14 protein-coding genes, 2 rRNA genes and 1 pseudogene are annotated in these 21,775 nt (G+C 63.6%); 14 read left to right on the top strand and 3 right to left on the bottom strand.

The features are described from left to right. Positions 1-217: 217 nt before the first annotated feature. The 5 genes from QRN45_RS14530 (at position 218) to QRN45_RS14550 (ending at position 8,852) form a co-directional block, all read left to right on the top strand. Positions 218-3,356, top strand: a 23S ribosomal RNA gene (locus tag QRN45_RS14530). A 169-nt stretch (positions 3,357-3,525) separates the two neighbouring features. Further along, positions 3,526-3,642 (top strand): 5S ribosomal RNA (rrf, locus tag QRN45_RS14535). Positions 3,643-4,323: 681 nt separating this feature from the next. Continuing rightward, on the top strand, positions 4,324-4,608 hold the full coding sequence (locus tag QRN45_RS14540) for an HU family DNA-binding protein (protein ID WP_184739845.1): 285 nt from the start codon (positions 4,324-4,326) through the stop codon (positions 4,606-4,608). A gap of 105 nt (positions 4,609-4,713) precedes the next feature. Then, positions 4,714-6,879: a bifunctional copper resistance protein CopD/cytochrome c oxidase assembly protein gene (locus QRN45_RS14545; RefSeq protein ID WP_284763815.1), complete on the top strand. Its 2,166-nt coding sequence runs from the start codon at positions 4,714-4,716 to the stop codon at positions 6,877-6,879. Continuing rightward, on the top strand, positions 6,879-8,852 hold the full coding sequence (locus QRN45_RS14550) for an NHL domain-containing thioredoxin family protein (RefSeq protein WP_284763816.1): 1,974 nt from the start codon (positions 6,879-6,881) through the stop codon (positions 8,850-8,852). Before QRN45_RS14545 ends, QRN45_RS14550 begins: the two co-directional genes overlap by 1 nt. Before the next feature lie 23 nt (positions 8,853-8,875). On the opposite strand, the gene QRN45_RS14555 is transcribed toward QRN45_RS14550, so the two are convergent. Then, on the bottom strand, positions 8,876-9,868 hold the full coding sequence (locus tag QRN45_RS14555; protein WP_241710722.1) for a hypothetical protein: 993 nt from the start codon (positions 9,866-9,868) through the stop codon (positions 8,876-8,878). Between the two features lie 197 nt (positions 9,869-10,065). On the opposite strand from QRN45_RS14555, the gene QRN45_RS14560 reads away from it, so the two are divergent. Next, the gene (locus QRN45_RS14560; protein ID WP_241710719.1) at positions 10,066-10,644 is read left to right on the top strand and encodes a DinB family protein; all 579 of its coding nucleotides are present in this window, start codon (positions 10,066-10,068) and stop codon (positions 10,642-10,644) included. 51 nt (positions 10,645-10,695) lie between these two features. Here the strand turns inward: QRN45_RS14560 and QRN45_RS14565 are convergent, their stop codons facing one another. Then, positions 10,696-11,217 (bottom strand): GNAT family N-acetyltransferase, encoded by a 522-nt coding sequence (locus QRN45_RS14565; RefSeq protein WP_241710718.1) that lies wholly within the window; start codon positions 11,215-11,217, stop codon positions 10,696-10,698. A gap of 56 nt (positions 11,218-11,273) precedes the next feature. Further along, on the bottom strand, positions 11,274-13,226 hold the full coding sequence (locus tag QRN45_RS14570) for an FAD/NAD(P)-binding protein (protein ID WP_284763817.1): 1,953 nt from the start codon (positions 13,224-13,226) through the stop codon (positions 11,274-11,276). Between the two features lie 264 nt (positions 13,227-13,490). On the opposite strand from QRN45_RS14570, the gene QRN45_RS14575 reads away from it, so the two are divergent. From QRN45_RS14575 to QRN45_RS14610, 8 genes and pseudogenes are all read left to right on the top strand, one after another. Continuing rightward, on the top strand, positions 13,491-14,573 hold the full coding sequence (locus QRN45_RS14575) for an amino acid ABC transporter permease (RefSeq protein WP_284763818.1): 1,083 nt from the start codon (positions 13,491-13,493) through the stop codon (positions 14,571-14,573). Continuing rightward, entirely contained in the window at positions 14,570-15,397 is an 828-nt protein-coding gene (locus tag QRN45_RS14580; RefSeq protein ID WP_284763819.1) for an amino acid ABC transporter ATP-binding protein, read from the top strand. Before QRN45_RS14575 ends, QRN45_RS14580 begins: the two co-directional genes overlap by 4 nt. A 13-nt stretch (positions 15,398-15,410) precedes the next feature. Further along, positions 15,411-16,409, top strand: a complete 999-nt coding sequence (locus QRN45_RS14585) for an ABC transporter substrate-binding protein (RefSeq protein ID WP_241710714.1) — start codon at positions 15,411-15,413, stop codon at positions 16,407-16,409. Continuing rightward, a pseudogene (locus tag QRN45_RS14590) lies at positions 16,406-16,601 on the top strand (LLM class flavin-dependent oxidoreductase); the annotation flags it as partial. The gene QRN45_RS14585 and the pseudogene QRN45_RS14590, both read left to right, overlap by 4 nt. Positions 16,602-16,751: 150 nt before the next feature. Next, a complete protein-coding gene (locus QRN45_RS14595; protein ID WP_284763820.1) occupies positions 16,752-17,612 on the top strand; it encodes a DUF1684 domain-containing protein in 861 nt (286 codons plus the stop codon). Next, entirely contained in the window at positions 17,609-18,763 is a 1,155-nt protein-coding gene (locus QRN45_RS14600) for an LLM class flavin-dependent oxidoreductase (RefSeq protein WP_241710712.1), read from the top strand. The genes QRN45_RS14595 and QRN45_RS14600 overlap by 4 nt, the downstream gene beginning before the upstream one ends. A 9-nt stretch (positions 18,764-18,772) precedes the next feature. Further along, positions 18,773-20,155: an NtaA/DmoA family FMN-dependent monooxygenase gene (locus QRN45_RS14605; RefSeq protein ID WP_284763821.1), complete on the top strand. Its 1,383-nt coding sequence runs from the start codon at positions 18,773-18,775 to the stop codon at positions 20,153-20,155. 570 nt (positions 20,156-20,725) lie between these two features. Beyond that, entirely contained in the window at positions 20,726-21,676 is a 951-nt protein-coding gene (locus QRN45_RS14610; protein ID WP_241710710.1) for a tetratricopeptide repeat protein, read from the top strand. Positions 21,677-21,775: the final 99 nt, after the last annotated feature.

Below are 21,775 nucleotides of genomic sequence, written 5' to 3' on the forward strand. Positions count from 1 at the left end.
GGGGGGTGGTTGGTGTGCGGGGGTGTGGTACGGGGTTGTTGTTTGAGAACTACATAGTGGACGCGAGCATCTAGGCACGCGCATGGTCATTGCTTCTTTTGGGGGGTGGTGGTGTGTGTGTGTCTTACAGCAATTTCTTTTTTTGAACCTGGATCCGTTCGTGCTTTTGCATGTGGCGGTTTCCGTGGTTCTCTCGAGAAGTTTTTTGATCTTGTGTGGTCAAGTTTTTAAGGGCACACGGTGGATGCCTTGGCATTAGGAGCCGAAGAAGGACGTAGGAATCTGCGATAAGCCTGGGGGAGTTGATAACCGAACGGTGATCCCAGGATGTCCGAATGGGGAAACCCCGCCAGAGGCTGTGAGGTTATCTGGTGACCCGCATCTGAACACATAGGGTGCGTGGGGGGAACGCGGGGAAGTGAAACATCTCAGTACCCGCAGGAAGAGAAAACAAGAGTGATTCCGTTAGTAGTGGCGAGCGAACGCGGATGAGGCTAAACCGTTCCATGTGTGATAGCCGGCGGGCGTTGCATGGGCGGGGTTGTGGGACTTTCCGTACTGGTTCTGCCGGACCGGTGGGGTGAGAGCATGGACATAGGTGAACGGTCTTGAAAGGCCGGCCGGAGAGGGTGTTAGCCCCGTAACCGTAATGTTGTGTGCCGCCTGGAGAGGATCCCAAGTAGCACGGGGCCCGAGAAATCCCGTGTGAATCTGTCAGGACCACCTGATAAGCCTAAATACTTCCTAATGACCGATAGCGGACCAGTACCGTGAGGGAAAGGTGAAAAGTACCCCGGGAGGGGAGTGAAACAGTACCTGAAACCGTGTGCTTACAATCCGTCGGAGCCAGTCTGATTCTGGTGACGGCGTGCCTTTTGAAGAATGAGCCTGCGAGTTAGTGTTACGTCGCGAGGTTAACCCGTGTGGGGTAGCCGTAGCGAAAGCGAGTCTGAACAGGGCGAGTGTAGTGGCGTGATCTAGACCCGAAGCGGAGTGATCTACCCATGGCCAGGTTGAAGCGACGGTAAGACGTCGTGGAGGACCGAACCCACTTCAGTTGAAAATGGAGGGGATGAGCTGTGGGTAGGGGTGAAAGGCCAATCAAACTCCGTGATAGCTGGTTCTCCCCGAAATGCATTTAGGTGCAGCGTTGCGTGTTTCTTGCCGGAGGTAGAGCTACTGGATGGCCGATGGGCCCTACAAGGTTACTGACGTCAGCCAAACTCCGAATGCCGGTAAGTGAGAGCGCAGCAGTGAGACTGTGGGGGATAAGCTTCATAGTCGAGAGGGAAACAGCCCAGACCACCAACTAAGGCCCCTAAGCGTGTGCTAAGTGGGAAAGGATGTGGAGTTGCGAAGACAACCAGGAGGTTGGCTTAGAAGCAGCCATCCTTGAAAGAGTGCGTAATAGCTCACTGGTCAAGTGATTCCGCGCCGACAATGTAGCGGGGCTCAAGTACACCGCCGAAGTTGTGGATTTCAGATAGTAGACAAGCCTTCGTGGTTCAGTCGTCTGGAGTGGTAGGGGAGCGTCGTGTGGGCGGTGAAGTCGCGGTGTAAACCAGCGGTGGAGCCTACACGAGTGAGAATGCAGGCATGAGTAGCGAAAGACGGGTGAGAAACCCGTCCGCCGAATGATCAAGGGTTCCAGGGTCAAGCTAATCTGCCCTGGGTAAGTCGGGACCTAAGGCGAGGCCGACAGGCGTAGTCGATGGACAACGGGTTGATATTCCCGTACCGGCGAAGGACCGCCCATGCCAAGCGGGGGATACTAACCGCCCGGAGCCTGCCCAATCACCCTTGTGGTGTGCGGGTTTTGGCCGAGCGCGGGACCTGATCCCGGGAGGTAAGCGTATTAACAGGTGTGACGCAGGAAGGTAGCCGGGCCGGGCGATGGTTGCCCCGGTCTAAGGATGTAGGGTCAGCGATAGGCAAATCCGTCGCTGTGTCTTTGATGACGTTCCTGAGATCTGATGGGACCCCCGTCATGGGGGGATCCGGTGATCCTATGCTGCCTAGAAAAGCATCGGCGCGAGGTCTTAGCCGCCCGTACCCCAAACCGACACAGGTGATCAGGTAGAGAATACCAAGGCGATCGAGAGAATTATGGTTAAGGAACTCGGCAAAATGCCCCCGTAACTTCGGGAGAAGGGGGGCCCCAACCTTGAACACCACTTGCTGGTGGGAGGGGATCGGGGCCGCAGAGACCAGGGGGAAGCGACTGTTTACTAAAAACACAGGTCCGTGCGAAGTCGCAAGACGATGTATACGGACTGACTCCTGCCCGGTGCTGGAAGGTTAAGAGGACCGGTTAGCCGCAAGGCGAAGCTGAGAATTTAAGCCCCAGTAAACGGCGGTGGTAACTATAACCATCCTAAGGTAGCGAAATTCCTTGTCGGGTAAGTTCCGACCTGCACGAATGGAGTAACGACTTCCCCGCTGTCTCAACCATAAACTCGGCGAAATTGCAGTACGAGTAAAGATGCTCGTTACGCGCAGCAGGACGGAAAGACCCCGAGACCTTTACTATAGTTTGGTATTGGTGTTCGGAGTGGCTTGTGTAGGATAGGTGGGAGACGTTGAAGCCCGGACGCCAGTTCGGGTGGAGTCATCGTTGAAATACCACTCTGGTCACTTTGGACATCTAACTTCGGCCCGTGATCCGGGTCAGGGACAGTGCCTGATGGGTAGTTTAACTGGGGCGGTTGCCTCCTAAAAAGTAACGGAGGCGCCCAAAGGTTCCCTCAGCCTGGTTGGCAATCAGGTGTCGAGTGTAAGTGCACAAGGGAGCTTGACTGTGAGAGAGACATCTCAAGCAGGGACGAAAGTCGGGACTAGTGATCCGGCGGTACATTGTGGAATGGCCGTCGCTCAACGGATAAAAGGTACCTCGGGGATAACAGGCTGATCTTGCCCAAGAGTCCATATCGACGGCATGGTTTGGCACCTCGATGTCGGCTCGTCGCATCCTGGGGCTGGAGTAGGTCCCAAGGGTTGGGCTGTTCGCCCATTAAAGCGGTACGCGAGCTGGGTTTAGAACGTCGTGAGACAGTTCGGTCCCTATCCGCTGCGCGCGCAGGAAATTTGAGAAGGGCTGTCCTTAGTACGAGAGGACCGGGACGGACGAACCTCTGGTGTGTCAGTTGTACTGCCAAGTGCACCGCTGATTAGCTACGTTCGGATGGGATAACCGCTGAAAGCATCTAAGCGGGAAGCTCGCTTCAAGATGAGATTTCCATACACCTCGTGTGTGAGAGGCCCCCAGCCAGACCACTGGGTTGATAGGCCGGATGTGGAAGACAGGACTAAAGACTGTTGAAGCTGACCGGTACTAATAGGCCGACAACTTACACCACACAAACACGATCACTGCTTGCGTCCACTATGTGGTTCCCGAACAACAACCCGTTCAGGAACAAACCACAACTGAATAACAACACCACCGTTCCCCCGAAAAAGAGGGAACACCTGTTGTAACCACAGTCTTCCCGCCCCGCACCCCGTGCGGGGACCGGGTAACAGGGTTACGGCGGTCATAGCGTGGGGGAAACGCCCGGTCCCATTCCGAACCCGGAAGCTAAGACCCACAGCGCCGATGGTACTGCACCCGGGAGGGTGTGGGAGAGTAGGACACCGCCGGACAACCATTCACAGGCCAGGCCCCGACACACACTGTCGGGGCCTGACCCACTTAAAAAAACAAACACCACCAACACCCGCCCCGCCCCCCGGGACCCCCGCCCCACCTGACGTGAGCGCGCGTCCGGCCCGGACCCGCCATAAGTGAGCGGGCGTCCGGCCAGAACGCGCCATAGGTGAGCGGGCGTTTGGGAGGGGCCCGTCAGAGGTGAGCGGGCGTTCCGTCAGAAACCGTCATATGTGAGCGGGGGTTCGGCGGATCAAACCCCCGCCCACATATGGCCCGGTTTCCACCAACCCCGGCTCACATATACGCCCGTTTCCCCAAACGCCGGCTCACATATCAACGGTTGTGGCAACACCGGATCACCATTGAGCCGGACCGGACCCCCATCCCCGAGCTGCCCTCAGCAGAAGTGAGCGGGCGTCCGGCCCGGACCCGTCATATGTGAGCGCGCGTCCCGTCGGGACCTGTCATAAGTGAGCGCGCGTCGGGGGCCGGGGAGTTCGCCCGCGGCGGAATTGACCCCCAAATGCGCCCGAAATAGGGTGAATTTGGTCAAAAAAGCGCGGAAACACGCGGAATTTGCTGGCCGTGTCCTCCCAAGCTGGTAAGTTTTCGAACAGTGGCTCGCGCGCATGCCGTGTGTGAGCTCCAAAATCGTAAAGTCCAGGAGGACACAAATGGCTAAGAACCGTAGCGAACTGGTTTCCGAGGTAGCTGGCAAGGCTGGCACCAGCCAGGCCGCCGTCAACTCCGTGCTCGATGCCCTGTTCGAAGTTTTCGAGACTTCTGTCGCCGCTGGCGAGAAGATCACCATCCCGGGTTGGCTCGCCATTGAGCGCACCGACCGCGCTGCCCGCACGGGCCGCAACCCGCAGACTGGCGAGACCATCCAGATCGCCGCTGGCCACAGCGTCAAGCTGACCGCCGGCTCCAAGCTGAAGGCAGCTGTCGCCAAGAAGTAAGACACTTCGGCGAACGCCCTGAAAGGCGGCAACCTGCGGGTTGCCGCCTTTCTGCTTTAACCCGCTCGATTCGCCGCGCCGCCGACGTTAGCGGACAATGGATAGGTGCCGTCAGCCAAAACTCCAGCCACTGCTCCTTCGCCCGCTTCGAAGCCGGGAACCAAGGCAGCTGCCGCCGTGGAAGGGATCTCCTTGCCGTGGCAGCTGGCGGGGTTCGCTGCCCTCTTCCTGGCTCTCGTTGGCGCCCTGATTTTCTCCGGTGCGTCGGCCGCGCGGCAGGTCGCTGATCCGGGCGCGCTGGTCCGCTGGGGGCTGCCCGTCGCCAAAGCCCTCCATAATGTGTCCCTGGCGACTGTCATCGGCGGGCTGATCTTCGCCGTCGCCATCCTTCCCCGGAACGCATCCCGATCCAAGGGCGACGATGCCCCTGAACATCCCGCGTTCAGCCGTGCTTTGGCCGTGGCGGCAGCAGCAGGTGCAGCCTGGACACTCTCCGCCGTCGCGGTCCTCGTGCTGACCTACGCGGACGTGGCCGGGCAGAGGCTCTCCGGAGACGCGCAGTTCACTGCGTCCCTCGTCTACTTCATGACGGACATCCAGACCGGCCAAGCGTGGCTCGCCGTGACGATCATCGCCGCGATTGCCACGACGGCGCTCTTCGGGGTCCGCTCGTTGGCTGGACTCGCGCTCACTCTTGTCCTGGCACTGGGCGGACTGGTGCCAAGCGCGCTAATCGGGCACTCCGCGAGTTCCGGCGACCATGAGGGCGCCATCAATTCGCTTGGCCTTCACTTGGTGGGCGTGTCCGCCTGGGTGGGTGGCATCATCATGCTTGCGGTCCTCTCAGGCGTCCTGCACGGTTCCAAGGCAACCGGCACCAAAGACATCACGGATCAGACCCTTCGCCGGTTCTCCACCTTGGCCGGCTTCGCCTTCGTCCTGGTCTTCGCCTCCGGGGTCGTCAACGCAAGCATTCGCATCACGAGCTTTTCGGCCTTGGTGGGCACCCCCTACGGGCAGATCGTCCTGGCGAAGGCATTGGCCACTGTTGTCCTTGGCGGCATCGGGTTCATGCACCGCAAATGGGTGATCCCGCAGCTGGGCCGCAAGTCGATGTCGACGCGCCGCGTGCTGTGGCAGCTTGTGTTGGTTGAACTCCTGGTGATGGGCGCGACGTCGGGACTCGCCGTCGCGCTGTCCAGTTCGGCACCGCCGCTGCCCACCACCTACGCGCCCGACGCTTCGCCGGCCTTCATCCTGTCCGGGTACGAGCTGCCACCTGAGCTGACGCCCGCACGCTGGTTGACCGAATGGCGCTTCGACTGGCTTTGGGTGGCCGTGGCCCTCTTCGGCGCGGCGAGCTACATCCTTGGCGTGGTCAAGGTCCGCCGGCGCGGTGACTCCTGGTCGTGGTTCCGTACCGTTAACTGGATGATCGGCCTGCTGGTCCTGACATACATCACGTCCGGACCGCCGTCGGTCTACGGCCGCATACTGTTCTCCGCTCACATGGTGGACCATATGGCTTTGACAATGGTGGCGCCGCTGTTCCTGGTCCTGGGTTCGCCCGTGACGCTGGCACTGCGTGCCCTGCCATCCCGCGGCGAGGGATCGCGCGGGGACGGTTCCCGCGGTGTCCGTGAGTGGCTCCTGGTGTTTGTGCACTCGAAATTCTCCCAAGTGGTGACCCACCCGTTGTTTGCTGCCGCGAACTTTGCCGGCTCGATCATCCTCTTCTACTACTCGGACGCGTTCGGCTGGGCGATGCGCGATCACGTGGGCCACGAGCTCATGAACCTCCACTTCACGCTAACCGGCTACATCTTTGTCCTCACCATGATCGGCACGGATCCGCTGCCCCGACGGGCGCCCTACCCCATGCGGTTGCTCCTCTTGCTCGCCACGATGGGCTTCCACGCATTCTTCGGCGTGTCCATCATGGGAGGCACCGGGCTGCTCGCTGCCGATTACTTCGGCAACCTCGGCCGGACCTGGGGGCAATCGGCCTTGCTGGACCAGCAGACCGGCGGCGCCGTGGCCTGGGGAATCGGCGAAGTCCCCACCTTGCTGGTGGCGATCGGCGTCGCGGTCATGTGGTCGCGTTCGGACGCTCGTGAGACGAAACGCACCGACCGGGCCGCGGACAGGAATAACGACGCCGACCTGAATGCTTACAACAATATGTTTGCGCGGCTTGCTGACCGCGATGCGAAACTGATTGATCGGGATTCCAAGCAGCCCGAAAGCAATACCAACCTGGAAGGACGCTGATGAGCGAAACCGTACGCACCCAACTGCGTGTCCGCGCCTCTGAACTGGTGGGCCGTAATTGGCTTAACACCGGCGGAAAAACGCTTGACCTGGAAGCGCTGCGCGGCAAGATCGTGCTGCTGGACTTCTGGACGTTCTGCTGCATCAACTGCCTGCATGTCCTGGATGAGTTGCGTCCGCTTGAGGAAAAGTACTCCGACGTGCTCGTGACGGTCGGCGTGCATTCTCCCAAGTTCGAGCACGAAGCCGATCCCGTGGCCCTCGCATCCGCCGTGGAGCGCTACGAAATCCACCACCCCGTCCTTGACGACCCCGAGCTCGCTACATGGAAGGCCTACACGGCCCGCGCCTGGCCGACGCTGGTGGTAGTGGACCCCGAGGGCTACATCGTGGCGCACCTTTCCGGTGAAGGCCACGCAGACGGCCTCGCCGTGCTCCTTGAGGAGCTGGTGGCCGAGCACGAAGCCAAGGGGACACTCCACCGAGGCGACGGCCCCTACGTGGCTCCCGTCCCGACGTCGGGCACCCTGCGCTTCCCCGGCAAGGCGACCCAGCTGGAGAACGGCAACTACCTTGTGGTCGATTCCGGCCACCACCGGTTGGTGGAACTTCGGCCTGACCTGGAGACCGTCGAACGCGTCATCGGTTCGGGAACGAAGGGTTATCTGGACGGAGTGGCGGAAATTGCGCAGTTCAACGAGCCGCAGGGCGTCGCAGTGCTCCCGCCGTCGCTGGCCTGGCAACTCGGGTACGAGGCAGTGGTTGCCGACACCGTGAACCACCGCCTCCGCGGCGTCACGCTCAGCTCGGGTTACGTGCAGACAGTCGCGGGCAACGGCGTACAGCGCCTGCTCGACGCCGGCCCTGCCCGCGTGACGGAAAGCGGTGCCGGCGTTTGGGCTGAACACCACGACGCCGGACCGGCGGACTTCGCTGCCGACGCACTCGACGTCGGGGTACTGGGCGTTGGGACCGGGGTGTCCCTGTCTTCGCCGTGGGACGTGGTGTGGAGCGAGAAGCTGCAGCGCGTTGTCATCGCGATGGCCGGCACGCACCAGATCTTTGCCTTCGAGCCTCTCAGCGGCGAGGTGTCCATCCTGGCTGGCTCGGGCCTTGAAGGTTTGCTTGACGGAGTTGCCGAGGAAGCCTGGTTCGCCCAGCCTTCCGGCCTGGCCGTGGATGCGGAAGACAACATCTGGGTGGCCGATTCCGAGACCTCGGCGTTGCGCCGTCTGGTCCTTGGCGAGTCCGGTGTGACCGTTGAGTCGGCGGTGGGCAAGGGCCTGTTCGATTTCGGTTTCCGGGACGGCGACGCCACGGAAGCCCGCTTGCAGCACCCCCTCGGTGTCACAGTGCTCCCCGATGGCTCCGTGGCAGTTGCCGACACCTACAACGGTGCCGTGCGGCGCTACGATCCCGCGACCAGGGCGGTGTCCACTTTGGCGCGGGGACTCGCGGAGCCGAGCGACGTCGTCGTGGTCTACCCCGAAGGCGGCGAACCGCTGCTGGTGGTGGTCGAATCCAACAAGCACCAACTGGTCCTGGTTCCCATCCCCAAGGAAGCCCAGCAGGTGGACGAGGGAGCCTCCCAGACGCAGCGGCCCAAGAGTCCCGTGGCGCCGGGGAAGCTGGAACTCACCGTGCGCTTCACGGCCCCGACCGGGCAGAAGCTCGACGACCGCTGGGGCGATCCCACGCAGCTGAAGATCTCGTCGACCCCGCCCGAGCTGCTGATTTCCGGTGGCGGCACGTCCGTGGGCCTGCTGCGGACACTGGAGTTGTCCGCGGATGTGCCTGACGGGATCCTCCACATCACGGCCCGTGCCGCTGCGTGTGACGGCCCGGAGACCGAGGACGGCGAAATCCCGGATCACGCCGCGTGCCACCTGTACCAGCAGGACTGGGGCATCCCCGTGGTCCTGCAGGCCGACGGGGATTCCGAGCTGGTGCTCGATCTGCGCGGGATGGACTAAGCAGGGGCTTTCGGGGGCGCAGCCTAGAAGCTCACCATTGGAGTGACCGTGATGGTGTCTGTGCCTATGTCCAGCCGTGTGGTGAAGCTGAAGTCGTGAACGGCGCTGAGATCGCCGACCTGCCCGCTGAAGAGATCGATTTCACGGGCTGTGACCTTGGCCTTGCCGTTGAGGGGAGCCACGACCCACTGCCCGTTGAAGGGGTCGATGCTGACCTTCGGATATTCCGTGATCTGCCATTTGATGGTGCCGTCCACCACCCGGCTGTTGGTGACATGGTAGAACGGGCAGTCAGGTTGGAGTTTTTGCTGCTTGGTGGCGTCAGCGGCGCAGGTGTCCAGGAATTCCTTGACCTTGTCGCTCACTACCTTGATCATGGCGTCCGTGGGCTTGGTCAGAAGGTTGAGGGGTGACTGGGGCAGGGCGCCCGTGGTCACCGAAGTATTGGTCGCCGGCGCCGAGAAGTATTTTCCGGTGAGACTGGCTTCGTACTGGCCGGGGTAAAACACGGCAAAGCTGTTGCGGCCATTGGGCAGGTTCACCGGGACGCCGTTCAGGCTCGCCTCGTTGGCGTTCACCGCGGTGACCTCGATGGTCGGCAAGGATGACGGCACGAAGGACCACTTGCCGAAGAACAGCCACTCGGTGCCCGTCCGTTCAAGCAGGAAATCTGAGTGCAGCGCTTTGCCGTCGATCTGGTAGTCCATGGGGACCGTCACCCGGTTGCCGCCCCGGGATTCGGCGTTGCCCAGCTTGACGTCGGTGATCTTCGACGCCGCCGTCTGGAGGGCTGTACCGTCCAGCATGGCGGCATTGGCGTTGGGCACTGACGCGTGCAGGAGCCCGAGGGCTTCCCCGCCATGCCCCTGCTGGAGGGCCGAGAGGTAGTCGCGCACCTGCTGCTGCGGGCTGGCGATGGAGTTGCTCACCAGGTTGATGGAGACGATCGCAGCGGCCACGGCAAGCATCAGACCGAGCAGCCACCCGGCCGCGGTCTTGACCAACGCTTGACTCAACTGCACGCCCTTTACGTTACCCGCCGGTTTGGCAATACCTTGCCATCGTTTCCCTCACGTGACGGCTGTACACGCTTTGGGGGAAGGGCACGACGGCGGGTGGCAGCTCCGCTTCAGCCGCGCCGACGCGAGGGGAGCAGGTCAGTTTCGCCATGCACAGACGGCACAGGCCCGCGATGCAACGGTATAGTGCCCGGATGGATGACAAAGCGATTCTGCTCAAATATCTGCGCGCCCGCCGGAGCGAGCTCCTCGCCAAGCTCGACGGACTCGACGAGTACGACGTCCGCCGGCCCATGACCCCCACCGGCACCAACCTCCTGGGATTGGTCAAGCATGTGGCCAGTGTGGAGCTTGGGTATTTCGGGGAGGTCTTTGGCCGGCCGAGCGGCCGGGACTTGCCGTGGTTCGCCGACGATGCCGAACCTGACGCGGACCTGTGGGTTGTACCGGAAGAGAGCCGGGACGGGATCATCAAACTGCATCGCTTCTCGGCTGAGCACAGTGATGCGACGATCGAGTCACTGCCGCTGGACGCTCCCGGGGAAGTGCCGTGGTGGCCGGAAGAACGCCGTCACGTGACGCTCCATCAAATCCTGGTGCACATGTGCGTCGAGACGGCCCAGCACTTGGGGCATGCCGACATACTTCGGGAGCTCATCGACGGTTCGGCCGGGAAGGGCCCCGGAGACTTGAACTTGTCACAGCGAAGTACCGAAGAATGGGCTGATCACCGGGCCAGGATCGAGGCCGCGGCGCGCCAGGCTGTGGGATAGCAATCCGGGGGTGAGATCTCGGCCCTTTGAGCTAGCCAAAGGCCCGAGATCTCACGTCTCGATGAGCTCCAGGTCCTTCGTGAACGCCAAGTGCTTGATCTCTTCCGGATCCGCGTCGACGTCGAAGAGCGCGGTGTAGCCCGTGGCCAGGTAGAGGTTCTTGGCCTCGGGCTGCCGCGGGCCGGTGGTGAGGTAGATCCGCCGGTAGCCGCGCCGCGACGCCTCGGCCTCCAGTTCCGAGAGGACCACCCTGGCCAGTCCACGACGCCGGTGCGCCGAATGCGTCCAGATCCGCTTGAGCTCTGCCGTGCCGGAGTCGTAGCAGCGGAATGCCCCGCCAGCCACGGTTTCCCCGTTTTCCTGAAGGATGAGCAGGGCACCGTGGGGCGCGGCAAACTCGTCCGCTGGGTACCTGTTGAGTTCCTCGGCCGCGCCACCGCTGCCGAAGAGGTCGCCGTAGCGCGTGGTGTATTCGACGGCGAGTTCGTCCAGGAGGGGCCTGACGCGGGGATCGCTCATGGGCACGGTCAGGACCGAAAGGCCCGACGACGGCAGGGTTGGCGTTGTTGTCATGACATGCCTTTCGTGAATGTGCCCAACTGACTCGCAGTTGTTGTCGTTATGAGGCGTCAAAACGACAACAAATGCGAGTCAGTTGGGTGGGCGGGGCTGGTTGGGTGGGCGGAGAGTTCGGACAGGAGGCGGCGGGCCAGGGCGTCGTTCTCGCGGAACGGTGCTGCGTTGGTTCCGGGCCGCGCGAACGCACCGGCGCCCCAACCCGAGGTCCAGGGTCCGACGGCGAAAAGCCCCGCCTGCCGAACGCCGTCGGGACCCAGGACTTCGTGTGAACTCGAGACCAACAGCTTACCGGTGGAGTGTGGGCCGTCCGAGGTGGGGAGCGACTGTTCGGTGCCCCATCCGGCGTCGTGCAGGTCCGCCAGCGCGGGGTTGGCCGATCGCGCCACCGACGGCGACGGCAACCGTGCCTCGATGTACGCCGCCGCATCAACCACCACCGGCGATTGGAAGGAACCGGCCACGAATCGGCCGCTGGCCTCGTCAGGACGCACCCACATGCCCGGTCCCAGGAACTGCAGCAGCCCGGCGCGATGCAGGGCGAGGATTTCGCGCAGCCGGTGCGGCGGCGGGCCGGAATCCACGAAACTGAAGAAGCCGTGCCACCAACCATGCACCGCTTGTTGGGAGCGCGAATTGAGCCGCTCCTGGGGGACAAACCGGCCGAGTTCCATGTAGACCCGGAGCAGGGCCGTGAATAAGGCGAGGGTTTCCGAGTGGTCGGGACTCGTGCGGAGCGTGAGATCCCGTTCGATGTGTTTCGCCACGGATCTCTGCACCGCGGCATGGTCCGGGAAGGCGCAGCCGCTGAACGGTTGGTCGAGGGCCTCGAGGTCGAGCCGCAGGGCCGGGTCCGGGATGGCCGCGGCTATGAGGTTCTCGCGGTCGCGGCTGTACCAATCCAGGGCATCGAAGCGTGCCGAAAACTCGTCCCAATCGCCGCGAACGCGTTCCGGGTGGCCGGTGAAGAGCTCGCGGTAATAGGCGTAGCCCGCGTCCTTGGCGATGAGCGGCCACAGCTGGGTCCGGAAATCCAGCTCCTCGTGGGCGGCGAGCAGCAATTCCACGGCGTCCGCGGTGAAGTACCGCGGGGCGCCGACGGGTTCGCCGCGCAGGGCCGACGAGATCTTGGAGTGGTAGGGGACTCCTCGCCGGGATCCTGCCCAGAGCCGCGGTTCGGCGCCGGACGGCACATAGTCCAGGCCGCCGTCGGGCCTGTCTTCGAAGCGGCCGCCGCGGCCCTCGAACAAGAGCACCAGCAGGTCCACGAACGCCAGCCCCATGCCCGAAACCAGGACGTCCTGGCCGGGTGCGATCGCCGAATAGTCGACGTCGGTGGTGTAGGACGGCGCCGCGTGGAACCCGCCGTGGCGCGCGGCGAAGTCCGCCAGACGCGCTGACTCCGGCCCGGCTTGGGAATCCGTGTGGCCCAGCGAATACATCACGATGTCCGCCTCCACGACCCCACCGGAGGCGAGCCGCACGCGGTACTTCGCGCCGCCGTCGGGCCCTGGCGCAAGATGTTCGACGGCGGTGGCCGTGTCCCGGTGGACCGTCACCGAGACGTCCTGGCCGAGGGCCGCGACGGCCCGCCGGAAGAACCACTCGAGGTACTTGCTCTGGAGCTGGCGGCTGGGAAAGGACGCCGGTGTGAGCGTCCGGAGCTGCTCAAGAAGGTGGGATTCCAACTGCGGGACGTCGCGGATGGAACCGTCCAGCACGCCGGCTCCCCACGCAGCCAGGCCCGGACCGTCGACGGCGGGTCCGTCGCAGGCCACGGAGCTGTCGGTGAACATCGTGACGTCTGCAGCCGTGGAGTTGAGCAGGAGTCCCGGGTTCTGGTCATAGCGCCAGATCCTCCCGGAACCGGGTTCGTACGGCTCGACGATATGGATGGCGGGGGGTCCGTCGAAAAGGCCATTCCTGTTGGCCGCGAGCCGTTCGAGGATGCCGGCTGAGCGCGGACCACCGCCAATGAACACGATGGTGGGGGCGAAGGGCGGCATGACAACTCCTGTTGGCGGTGGCTGGTGCTACCCGAGCCTAGGGACGTGGCGGGCCCTTGGTCGAGGCGCTGGTAACGGCCGTTCACTGCACGTCACGGTGGGTCAACAAGCGCAAAGAACGGACTCATATGGCTCCGTATGAAGCGGCGCGAAGCGCCATGAAGCCCGATGAAGAAGTGCAAAAATCCGCCTTGCAGCCGCTTCGAGAATGCCCCTAGGTTGGCAGCCATCCGATCAAACAAGCGATACGAAGCGAGGTGGCGCATGAGTTCAGCAGCAACCACAGTGGCGCAGTCCGCACAGCAATCTGCACCGGAACCGGCGCCGGCCAGCACCTTTTTGGAACACAGCGCCGTCGAGGAAAGCCCGACGGCGACCGCGGCCCAGGGTGCCGCGGCCCAGGGTGCCGTCGCCCGGCCCGCAGCCGGCTACTCCGGCTACAAACTGGTCCCGGCCCGGCATCCATGGCGCTGGGTAGGCACCGTTGTGGTGGCGCTAGGCGTCGTGGCGGTGGCCTGGTCCCTCGCGACGAACCCGCGCTGGGAGTGGGGCGTGGTGGCGCAATGGTTCACCGCGCAGTCAGTGGTGAACGGCCTGGTGGAGACACTCAAGCTGACGGCCATCTCCGGCGCGCTCGGCTTTGTCCTCGGCTTCATCCTGGCGCTCATGAGGCTCTCGGCATCGCCGCTGCTGCTCTCAGTGTCCTGGACGTTCTCGTGGATCTTCCGTTCCACGCCATTGTTGGTGCAGATGCTGCTTTGGTACAACTTCGGTTATCTCTACGAGAAGATCAGCTTGGGCATCCCCTTCACGGATATCCGATTCTTCGAGGTCCAGACCACCACGCTCATCAGCCAATTCGCAGCCGCCGTCCTGGGCCTGACCCTCAACCAGGCGGCGTACTCGGCGGAGATCATCCGCGGCGGCATCCTCTCGGTGGACCAAGGCCAGCTCGAGGCAGCCGCGGCCCTGGGCATTCCGGCCTGGCGACGCTCCACCAGGATCGTGTTGCCGCAGGCCATGCGGGCCATCCTGCCGACGGCCTTCAATGAGATCATCGGCCTGGTCAAGGGCACCTCGATCGTCTACGTCCTGGCCTATTCCGAGCTGTTCTACACCGTGCAGGTCATCTACAACCGCACCCAGCAGGTACTTCCGCTGCTTCTCGTGGCGACCCTCTGGTACGTGGCCATTACCTCGGTCCTGAGCATCTTCCAGTACTACATCGAGCGGCACTACTCGAAGGGCGCCGTTCGCAACCTGCCGCTCACTCCGTTGCAGAAGGCGAGGAAGTTCTTTTCCACCCACCCAGCCGTGAATTTTAACCGAGCGAAGGACGCCCGATGAGTACCGCCGAAAGCCCGACGACGGCGGCGGCCGCCGCCGCTGCAACCCGCGGCCACGTGGAAATCACCAACGTCCGCAAGTCTTTTGGGGGCACCGAAGTCCTCAAGGGTGTTTCCCTGACGGTTCCGCCAGGCGGCGTCGCCGTGATCGTGGGACCCTCAGGCTCAGGGAAATCGACCCTGCTACGCACCATCAACCACTTGGAAAAGGTGGACGGCGGGTACATCACCATCGACGGCCAATTGGTGGGCTACCAGCTCCGTGGGAACAAGCTGCACGAACTGCGTGAAAAGGACATCCTCAAGCAGCGCACCGACATCGGCATGGTGTTCCAGAACTTCAACCTGTTCCCGCACCTCACCGCGTTGGAAAACGTGACCGAAGCACCCGTCGTCGCGCTCCACCGGAACAAGGCCGGATCGCGCAAGCGTGCACTGGAACTCCTGGACCGGGTGGGACTCAAGGACCGGGCCGATGCCTATCCGCGGCAGTTGTCCGGCGGCCAGCAACAGCGGGTTGCCATCGCACGGGCGCTGGCCCTTGACCCCAAGATCCTGCTCTTCGACGAACCCACTTCGGCGCTGGATCCGGAGCTCGTCAACGAGGTCCTCGATGTCATCCGCGAACTCGCCACCTCGGGTACCACGTTGATCATCGTCACGCACGAAATGGGCTTCGCCCGGGACGTTGCGGACACCGTGGTCTTCATGGACGAAGGGCAGATCGTGGAGCAGGGCAGTCCCCGGGAGATCTTCGCGAATCCCCATGAACCCCGGACGCGGAGCTTCTTCTCCAAAGTCATCGAACCAGCTTTCAACATCTGAGGAATCTTTGAAAATGCCACGCATCAGAACCAGGCTTCTCGCGCTAGCGGTGCTGCCCGCCGTCGTGCTCCCGGCGCTCGCCGGCTGCTCCGACCCTGGCGCGTCCGCTGCCGCGGCCAGCCCATCCGCGAGTGCGGCCCGCAACGGCGTCGTCTACAACACCTCGCCCGAGCAGAACCGCATCCGGGCACAGAAGGACCCCACCGCGGCAGCCGCGGTTCCCGCCGCGATCGGCAAGGACGGCAAACTGACCGTTGCCACCACCGCCGGATCCATCCCGCTGTCCTTCCACGCCACGGATGACAAGACCCCGATCGGCGTCGAGGTGGATATCGCGCAGCTCGTGGCCGACAAGCTGGGCCTCGCGCTGGACGTGCAGGTAACCTCCTGGGAGAACTGGCCGCTCAAGACGCAGTCGGGTGATTTCGAAGCTGTGTTCTCGAACGTCGGCATCAACAAGGACCGGGTGAAACTGTTCGACTTCTCCACCTACCGCGCCGCGTACATGGGATTCGAAGCCAAGAAGTCGTCCACGTACAACATCAAGGGCGCGGATGATATCTCCGGGCTGAAGGTCTCGGTGGGCTCGGGCACCAACCAGGAGAAGATCCTCTTGGCCTGGAACAAGGACCTCGAATCCCGCGGCAAGGCCCCGGCAACCCTCCAGTACTACTCTTCCGACGCCGACACCATCCTGGCGCTGTCCTCCGGCCGGACAGACTTGAACATCGCACCCTACCCGTCCGTCTCGTACCGCGAGAACACCCGGAACGACCTGAAAGTGGTGGGCAAAGTCAATGCCGGCTGGCCCTCCGAGACCCTCGTCGCGGCTACCACCCTCAAAGGCAACGGCCTGGCTCCGGCCATCACGGATGCCTTGAATTCGGCCATCAAGGACGGTTCCTACGGCAAGGTCCTGGCGCGCTGGGGCCTGAGCGAAGAAGCGCTGCCGGAATCAAAGACCGTGACCGAGGCCAACTTCGGGAGTGCCCAGACAGGGAAAACACAGTGAAGTTCCAGGTACTCGACATCATTCCGCACCTGCAGAACCCGGTGACGGGGGAAATCGTTTCGACGGCGGAGCGGCTCAACCAAGTGGTGGAGACTGCGCGCCGGGCCGAGGAACTGGGTTTCGACAGTTTCGCGGTAGGGGAGCGGCATGCCGGTGAGTTCATCTCTTCGTCCCCGACGACGGGCCTCGCGCTGGTGGGCAGCCCGGTGGTCCGCGCAGCCGCGCCCACCACCTTGTGGGAGCCGACGGATCCCTACGGCGGTCGTCCGGAGTTCGCCGGAGCCACGTCGCCTGACGCCGCGGGAACCGTCACCGCAGACTACACCAACCACAGGAGTGAAATTGTCTACGCCCACTGAAACGGCTGTCCCCACCACCGCGGCCTTCACCGCCGCGTGGCAGGAATGGCACGCCGCGCATGAGCGCCACCGCGCCGATCCGCACGGATTCCTCGCCGTCACCCACCTGCATTGGCTTGGGCATTCGCATCGGCCTGGCGGCGCGGCTCCACTGGACGGGGTGCCCGGCATCTGGAGTGTTGAGAACGACGTCGTCACCGTGGTTTTGGGGGTAGGCGAAAGCCTGCTTCGGGACGGCCACGAACTCAACCCCGACGCCGCAGGGGCCACCGTCACTTTCGGCCCGATCGCCGAACGCGACGGCCTCACCCTCAAGTCGGGGGACGCCGTCGTCGAGCTTGCCAAGCGCGGCGGCGAGTACATCGTCCGGCCGCGGCACCCCGGGAACCCGCTGCTCAATGAATACCGCGGCACACCGGCATACGCGCCCGATGCTTCGTTCGCCGTGAACGGTACGTTCGTGCCGTTCGAGTCTCCACGTCCCACCACGGTAGGCGCCGCCGTTGAGGGCATCCAGCACGTCTACGAAGCACCGGGCGAGCTCCATTTCACGCTCGCGGGCCAGGACCTGGTGCTGACGGCCTTCAATGGACATGCTCCGGGCACGCTCTCGGTGTTGTTCACGGATGCGACCTCGGGCAAGACCACTTATGCGGCCAATCGCTCGCTCACGGTTGTCCCGGATGGGGACGGATCCGTGGTGCTCGATTTCAACCGTGCGGTCAACCTGCCGTGCGCCTACACGGACCTTGCCACGTGCCCGTTGCCGCCTGCAGAGAACCGGCTGGCCGTGGCCATCGAAGCCGGCGAACAGATTCCATACGAAAGGCGGGAACAGCAATGAGCGGCAACACCCAGTCTGGCTTTTTGGCTCTGGAGCTCGACGGCGACGGCGCCCACCCAGCCGCCTGGCGCAAAGCCCGGCATGTACCGGATGGGTTGCTGAACGGTGCGCGGATTCGGAGCACAGTCTTGGCGGCGGAGTCGGCGGGGTTCCATGTGGCGACGTTCGCCGATGGGCCGGTGAGTTCCGGACGTGACGTTGCCGGCCGCCTGAACGCCTTGCAGCGGGCCGCCTTCGCCGGGCCGGTGACAAGTTCGATTGTGCTGGTCCCTGAAGTCGACACGGTTTACACCGAGCCCTTCCACGTTTCGACGCAGCTGGCGAGCCTTGACTATGTCTCGGGCGGACGTGCCGGTTGGCTCGTCGCGGCGAGTGGCTCCGCGGAGGAGGCAGCCGCCGTCGGGCGCTCTTTTGCTGAAGGGGCCGCCTTGGCGCAGGAGGCTGCGGCGTCCGTGGAAGTGAGCCGGCGGCTCTGGGATTCCTGGGAGGACGGCGCCGTGATCCGGGACGTGGCCACCGGGCGGTACCTCGACGTCGACCAACTCCACTACGTCGACTTCGAGACGCCAGCCGATTTCGCGGGGCCCGGGTATTCCGTGAAGGGGCCCTCCATCATTCCGCGCCCGCTGCAGGGGCAGTTGCCCGTGGTTGCGCAGGCCGGCTTGCTTCCTTCGGACGCCGATGTGGTGCTGGTGTCCGCTCCGACGCCTTCACTGCTCGTGGCGGAGGTTGCGGAGGTGCGTCGGGCTATTGCTGGGGGCGGCGCCGTTGTTGGGGGCGGCGCGACCCGTGCGGGAGGCGCCGCTGTAGTGGCGGAGCTCGACGTCGTCCTTGACGCGCGCGGGCAAAGCGCCTCCGGGCGGCTCGCCGAATTGGACGCCTTTACTCCGTGGTCCAGTTCCCGAGCGCGCTTCGTCGGCACGGCCGCGGAGCTCGTTGATTTCCTGGCGGAGCTGCTTGTGGTGGCCGACGGCGTGCGGCTGCATCCCGCTGTCCTGGACGTAGAGCTCGAGGAGCTGGCGCAGTTGGTGCTGCCCGAGCTTCGGCGCCGCGGGGCGCTTAAGCCTGTTGCCCAGGGCGGCACGTTCCGGGAATTGCTGGGTCTTGAACGGCCGCTGAACCGGTACGCGAGCGTTGGCTCGGAAAACTGAGGAGAGAACATGACACAGCACAACCGTGCTAAATTCCAGCCGAGCGGGACAATCCAGTTCGGGATCTTCTTCCAGGGCGTCAACTCCGGCACCATCTGGAAGGCGCCCGAATCCGGTTCGCAGACTGACTTTGAGTCATTCCGGAGGATCGCCCAGACCGCCGAGCGTGGGCTGTTCGCTGCCTTCTTCCTGGGCGAAGGCCTGCGCTTGCGTGAACACCTCGGCCGTCCGCATGCTTTGGATGTCGCGGGCAGGCCGGACGCGCAGACGGCGCTCGCGGCGCTCGTGTCGGTGACGTCGAACATCGGGCTCGTGGCAACGCAGAACACCACGTATAACGATCCCGCCGACCTCGCTCACCGGCTCGCCTCGCTCGACTTGCTCTCCGGCGGGCGGGCAGCCTGGAACATCGTCACCACAGATAACGCGTGGACCGGGGCCAACTTCCGGCGGGGCGGCTACCTGGACCATGCCGATCGCTATGTCCATGCCGAAGCCTTCGTGGAGACCGCCAAGAGGATTTGGGATTCGTGGGAGGACGGGGCGGTTTCCTCGTCCGTTTCCGCGGATTCCTGGGCGGTTCCATCGCATGTCCGGAGTGTGCACCACTCGGGGCAGCACTATTCCGTGGACGTCACGCCCCGGTTGCCGCGCAGCGCCCAGTACAGGCCGGTGTTGTTCCAAGCCGGCGACTCTCCCGAGGGCCGTGACTTCGCCGCCCGCCAGGCGGATGTCATCTTCTCGGCGCACCCGAAGTTCGACGATGCCGTGGAGTTCCGCGCCGATATCGTCTCGCGCTCCCTGGCGGCCGGGCGGGGTGCCAACGACGTCCAGATCATGCCCGCCAGCGAGTTCATCCTCGCGGCGACCGACGAGGAAGCGCGCGAAAAGAAGGAATGGGTCCGCAGCCTGCAGATCGGGCCGCAGCAGGCAGTTGCGTACCTGGAACAGTTCTGGGGCCGGGAGTTGTCCGCCTACGATCCCGATGGTCCGCTGCCGGAGATCGATCCGGTGGTAGAGGAGACCTCCGAGACCCGGGGCAGTGGTTTCCACGGTGCCAGGGCCCTGCAGCTCGCCGAGCAGTGGCGCGCCGAGGCCAAGGAGAAGGGCCTGTCCATCCGGCAGTTCGTGAGCTCCCGGACGTCAAGGGTGGACGCGACGTTCACCGGATCCTACGCAGCGGTGGCCGACACCCTGGCCGAATACGCCCGGGTGGGTGCCGTGGACGGTTTCAACATCTCGCCCTGGCTCATCCCCACGGGCCTGGATGACATCGTGAACCATCTTGTGCCCGAGCTTCAGGAACGCGGTGTGTATCCCACGGAGTACGCCGGCTCGACCCTCCGAGAGAACCTGGGGCTGGCGACGCCGGTGCGTTCGGAGGCGTTTTGAATCGGTGAAGCTTTGAACTTCCATCGATTGCTTCGTAGACGCCGTTTTGAGCGTCCAAAACGGCGCTCTGGGCCCACGCCGGCACGGTTTCCTGGCCGAACTTGTGAGGCGAGGGGGCCGGTGGGGAACGGCGGATACAACCATGACGGACTAGTGCGGCTCAAATTAACAGTGTGGGAACAGTGGCTCTAGAACGGATTCATCAAAGAACCGGAAGACCTGATGAGAACGTCCACCTGATCCGGGGTTCCAAGGCAAAGCCGTGGCCTTGGTGGAGGCGGCGAGCCGGGCTCGTGTCTCTGCGGTTACGAGATGACGTGGCGTGTAGCGTTTAGGGCACCTTCACCGGGCATTTAATCGGGCGGGTCACACGGGAATCAGAGAGTGCCTGCACATCGGTTTTCTCGAAGCTCAGGCGTGAAGGTGGCGAGCTGTCCGGCGGAGGACCGGCTTACGGACGTCACCGAGTTCGGTGCCGTGGCCAGCAGGGGGATGGTTTTGAACACGGGTCCTGTGGTTTCGTGCTCCGCGTGGCTGTCGAGCAGGGAGGTGCATGTTGCTACTGTTCAGATGGTGGGAAGAACTTGGGCGGGGTTTAGGAAGAAGCGGACGCCGCACGAGGTGTGGTCAGAGTGGAAAGCCGCGGATGAGGCGGGGGACTCCAGCCTTGCGACAGTTCTGGCCTCCGAGCTGCTGGAGCTGACACCTGAGTCCTATTACAGCTGGTTTCAGGCCGGTCTGCTGTCCAAAGCCCTTGGCAACTGGCCGGAAAGCCTGGACCGCAACGCGCAGGCACTGAGACTCTTTACATCGAAAGATGCCGAGGAGTTCAACGGCGCCAATCCTGCTGCCTGGAACATGGGCATCGCATCAACAGCGTTGCGTGATTGGTCCAAAGCCAGGGATGCGTGGGCCGCCTACGGTCTGCATAGATTTCAAATCGAGTCCGGGCCCATCGACGTCGATTGCGGCATGGCTCCCATCCGGCTGAACCCCGACCAGGCCAGCCTCCCTCACCAGGTCCTGTTTTCGGTTGGGGAGACTGAGGTGGTTTGGTGCTGGCGCCGGAGTCCGGCCCATGCAATCATCGCGAGCGTTCCCCTGCCGGAGTCCGGCCATCGTTTCCGAGATACGGTGCTTCACGACGGGGAACCCAAAGGGACCCGGAGGCTCGATGGACAGGAGGTTTCGGTCTTCGACGAGCTGGGACGTCTTGAAGATTCCGGTGTTCCTACATGGCAGGCGCAGATAGTGGGTGCGACCGATGAGGATATCCAGGCGCTGTCGGAGCTCCTCGGACAGCGGGGGCTGGGGCTCGACGATTGGTCTGGAATCCGGCTGATGTGCTCGAAGTGTTCGCACGGCGCACCCGATGACGGACACGAACACATCTCCTCCACTTCAGAGGATGCGATACGACTTGGCCTTGCAGGGCACGAAGCCGACCTCGGCAGTGTTATTGACGATTGGCTGGCCGGCAGGCATGGCATCGACGTGCTCGCCCTCGACCTGCTCTGGTAGTCCGCAACGTCCGGTCAGCCGATTCAGAGAACTCGGCGGATGCGGCGGCGCGATAGCCTCGGGTGCTCCCCTGATTAGACGGCCCAATCCGCAGCGTCC

Origin of the sequence: Arthrobacter sp. efr-133-R2A-63, assembly GCF_030209795.1 — a bacterium.
GTDB lineage: Bacteria > Actinomycetota > Actinomycetes > Actinomycetales > Micrococcaceae > Arthrobacter > Arthrobacter bambusae_A.

Coding starts and splice junctions, on each gene's coding strand:
- QRN45_RS14560 (WP_241710719.1), top strand. CDS start 10,066: ATGGATGACAAAGCGATTCTGCTCAAATATCTGCGCGCCCGCCGGAGC.
- QRN45_RS14565 (WP_241710718.1), bottom strand. CDS start 11,217: ATGACAACAACGCCAACCCTGCCGTCGTCGGGCCTTTCGGTCCTGACC.
- QRN45_RS14605 (WP_284763821.1), top strand. CDS start 18,773: ATGACACAGCACAACCGTGCTAAATTCCAGCCGAGCGGGACAATCCAG.
- QRN45_RS14585 (WP_241710714.1), top strand. CDS start 15,411: ATGCCACGCATCAGAACCAGGCTTCTCGCGCTAGCGGTGCTGCCCGCC.
- QRN45_RS14540 (WP_184739845.1), top strand. CDS start 4,324: ATGGCTAAGAACCGTAGCGAACTGGTTTCCGAGGTAGCTGGCAAGGCT.
- QRN45_RS14550 (WP_284763816.1), top strand. CDS start 6,879: ATGAGCGAAACCGTACGCACCCAACTGCGTGTCCGCGCCTCTGAACTG.
- QRN45_RS14570 (WP_284763817.1), bottom strand. CDS start 13,226: ATGCCGCCCTTCGCCCCCACCATCGTGTTCATTGGCGGTGGTCCGCGC.
- QRN45_RS14580 (WP_284763819.1), top strand. CDS start 14,570: ATGAGTACCGCCGAAAGCCCGACGACGGCGGCGGCCGCCGCCGCTGCA.
- QRN45_RS14610 (WP_241710710.1), top strand. CDS start 20,726: ATGGTGGGAAGAACTTGGGCGGGGTTTAGGAAGAAGCGGACGCCGCAC.
- QRN45_RS14575 (WP_284763818.1), top strand. CDS start 13,491: ATGAGTTCAGCAGCAACCACAGTGGCGCAGTCCGCACAGCAATCTGCA.
- QRN45_RS14600 (WP_241710712.1), top strand. CDS start 17,609: ATGAGCGGCAACACCCAGTCTGGCTTTTTGGCTCTGGAGCTCGACGGC.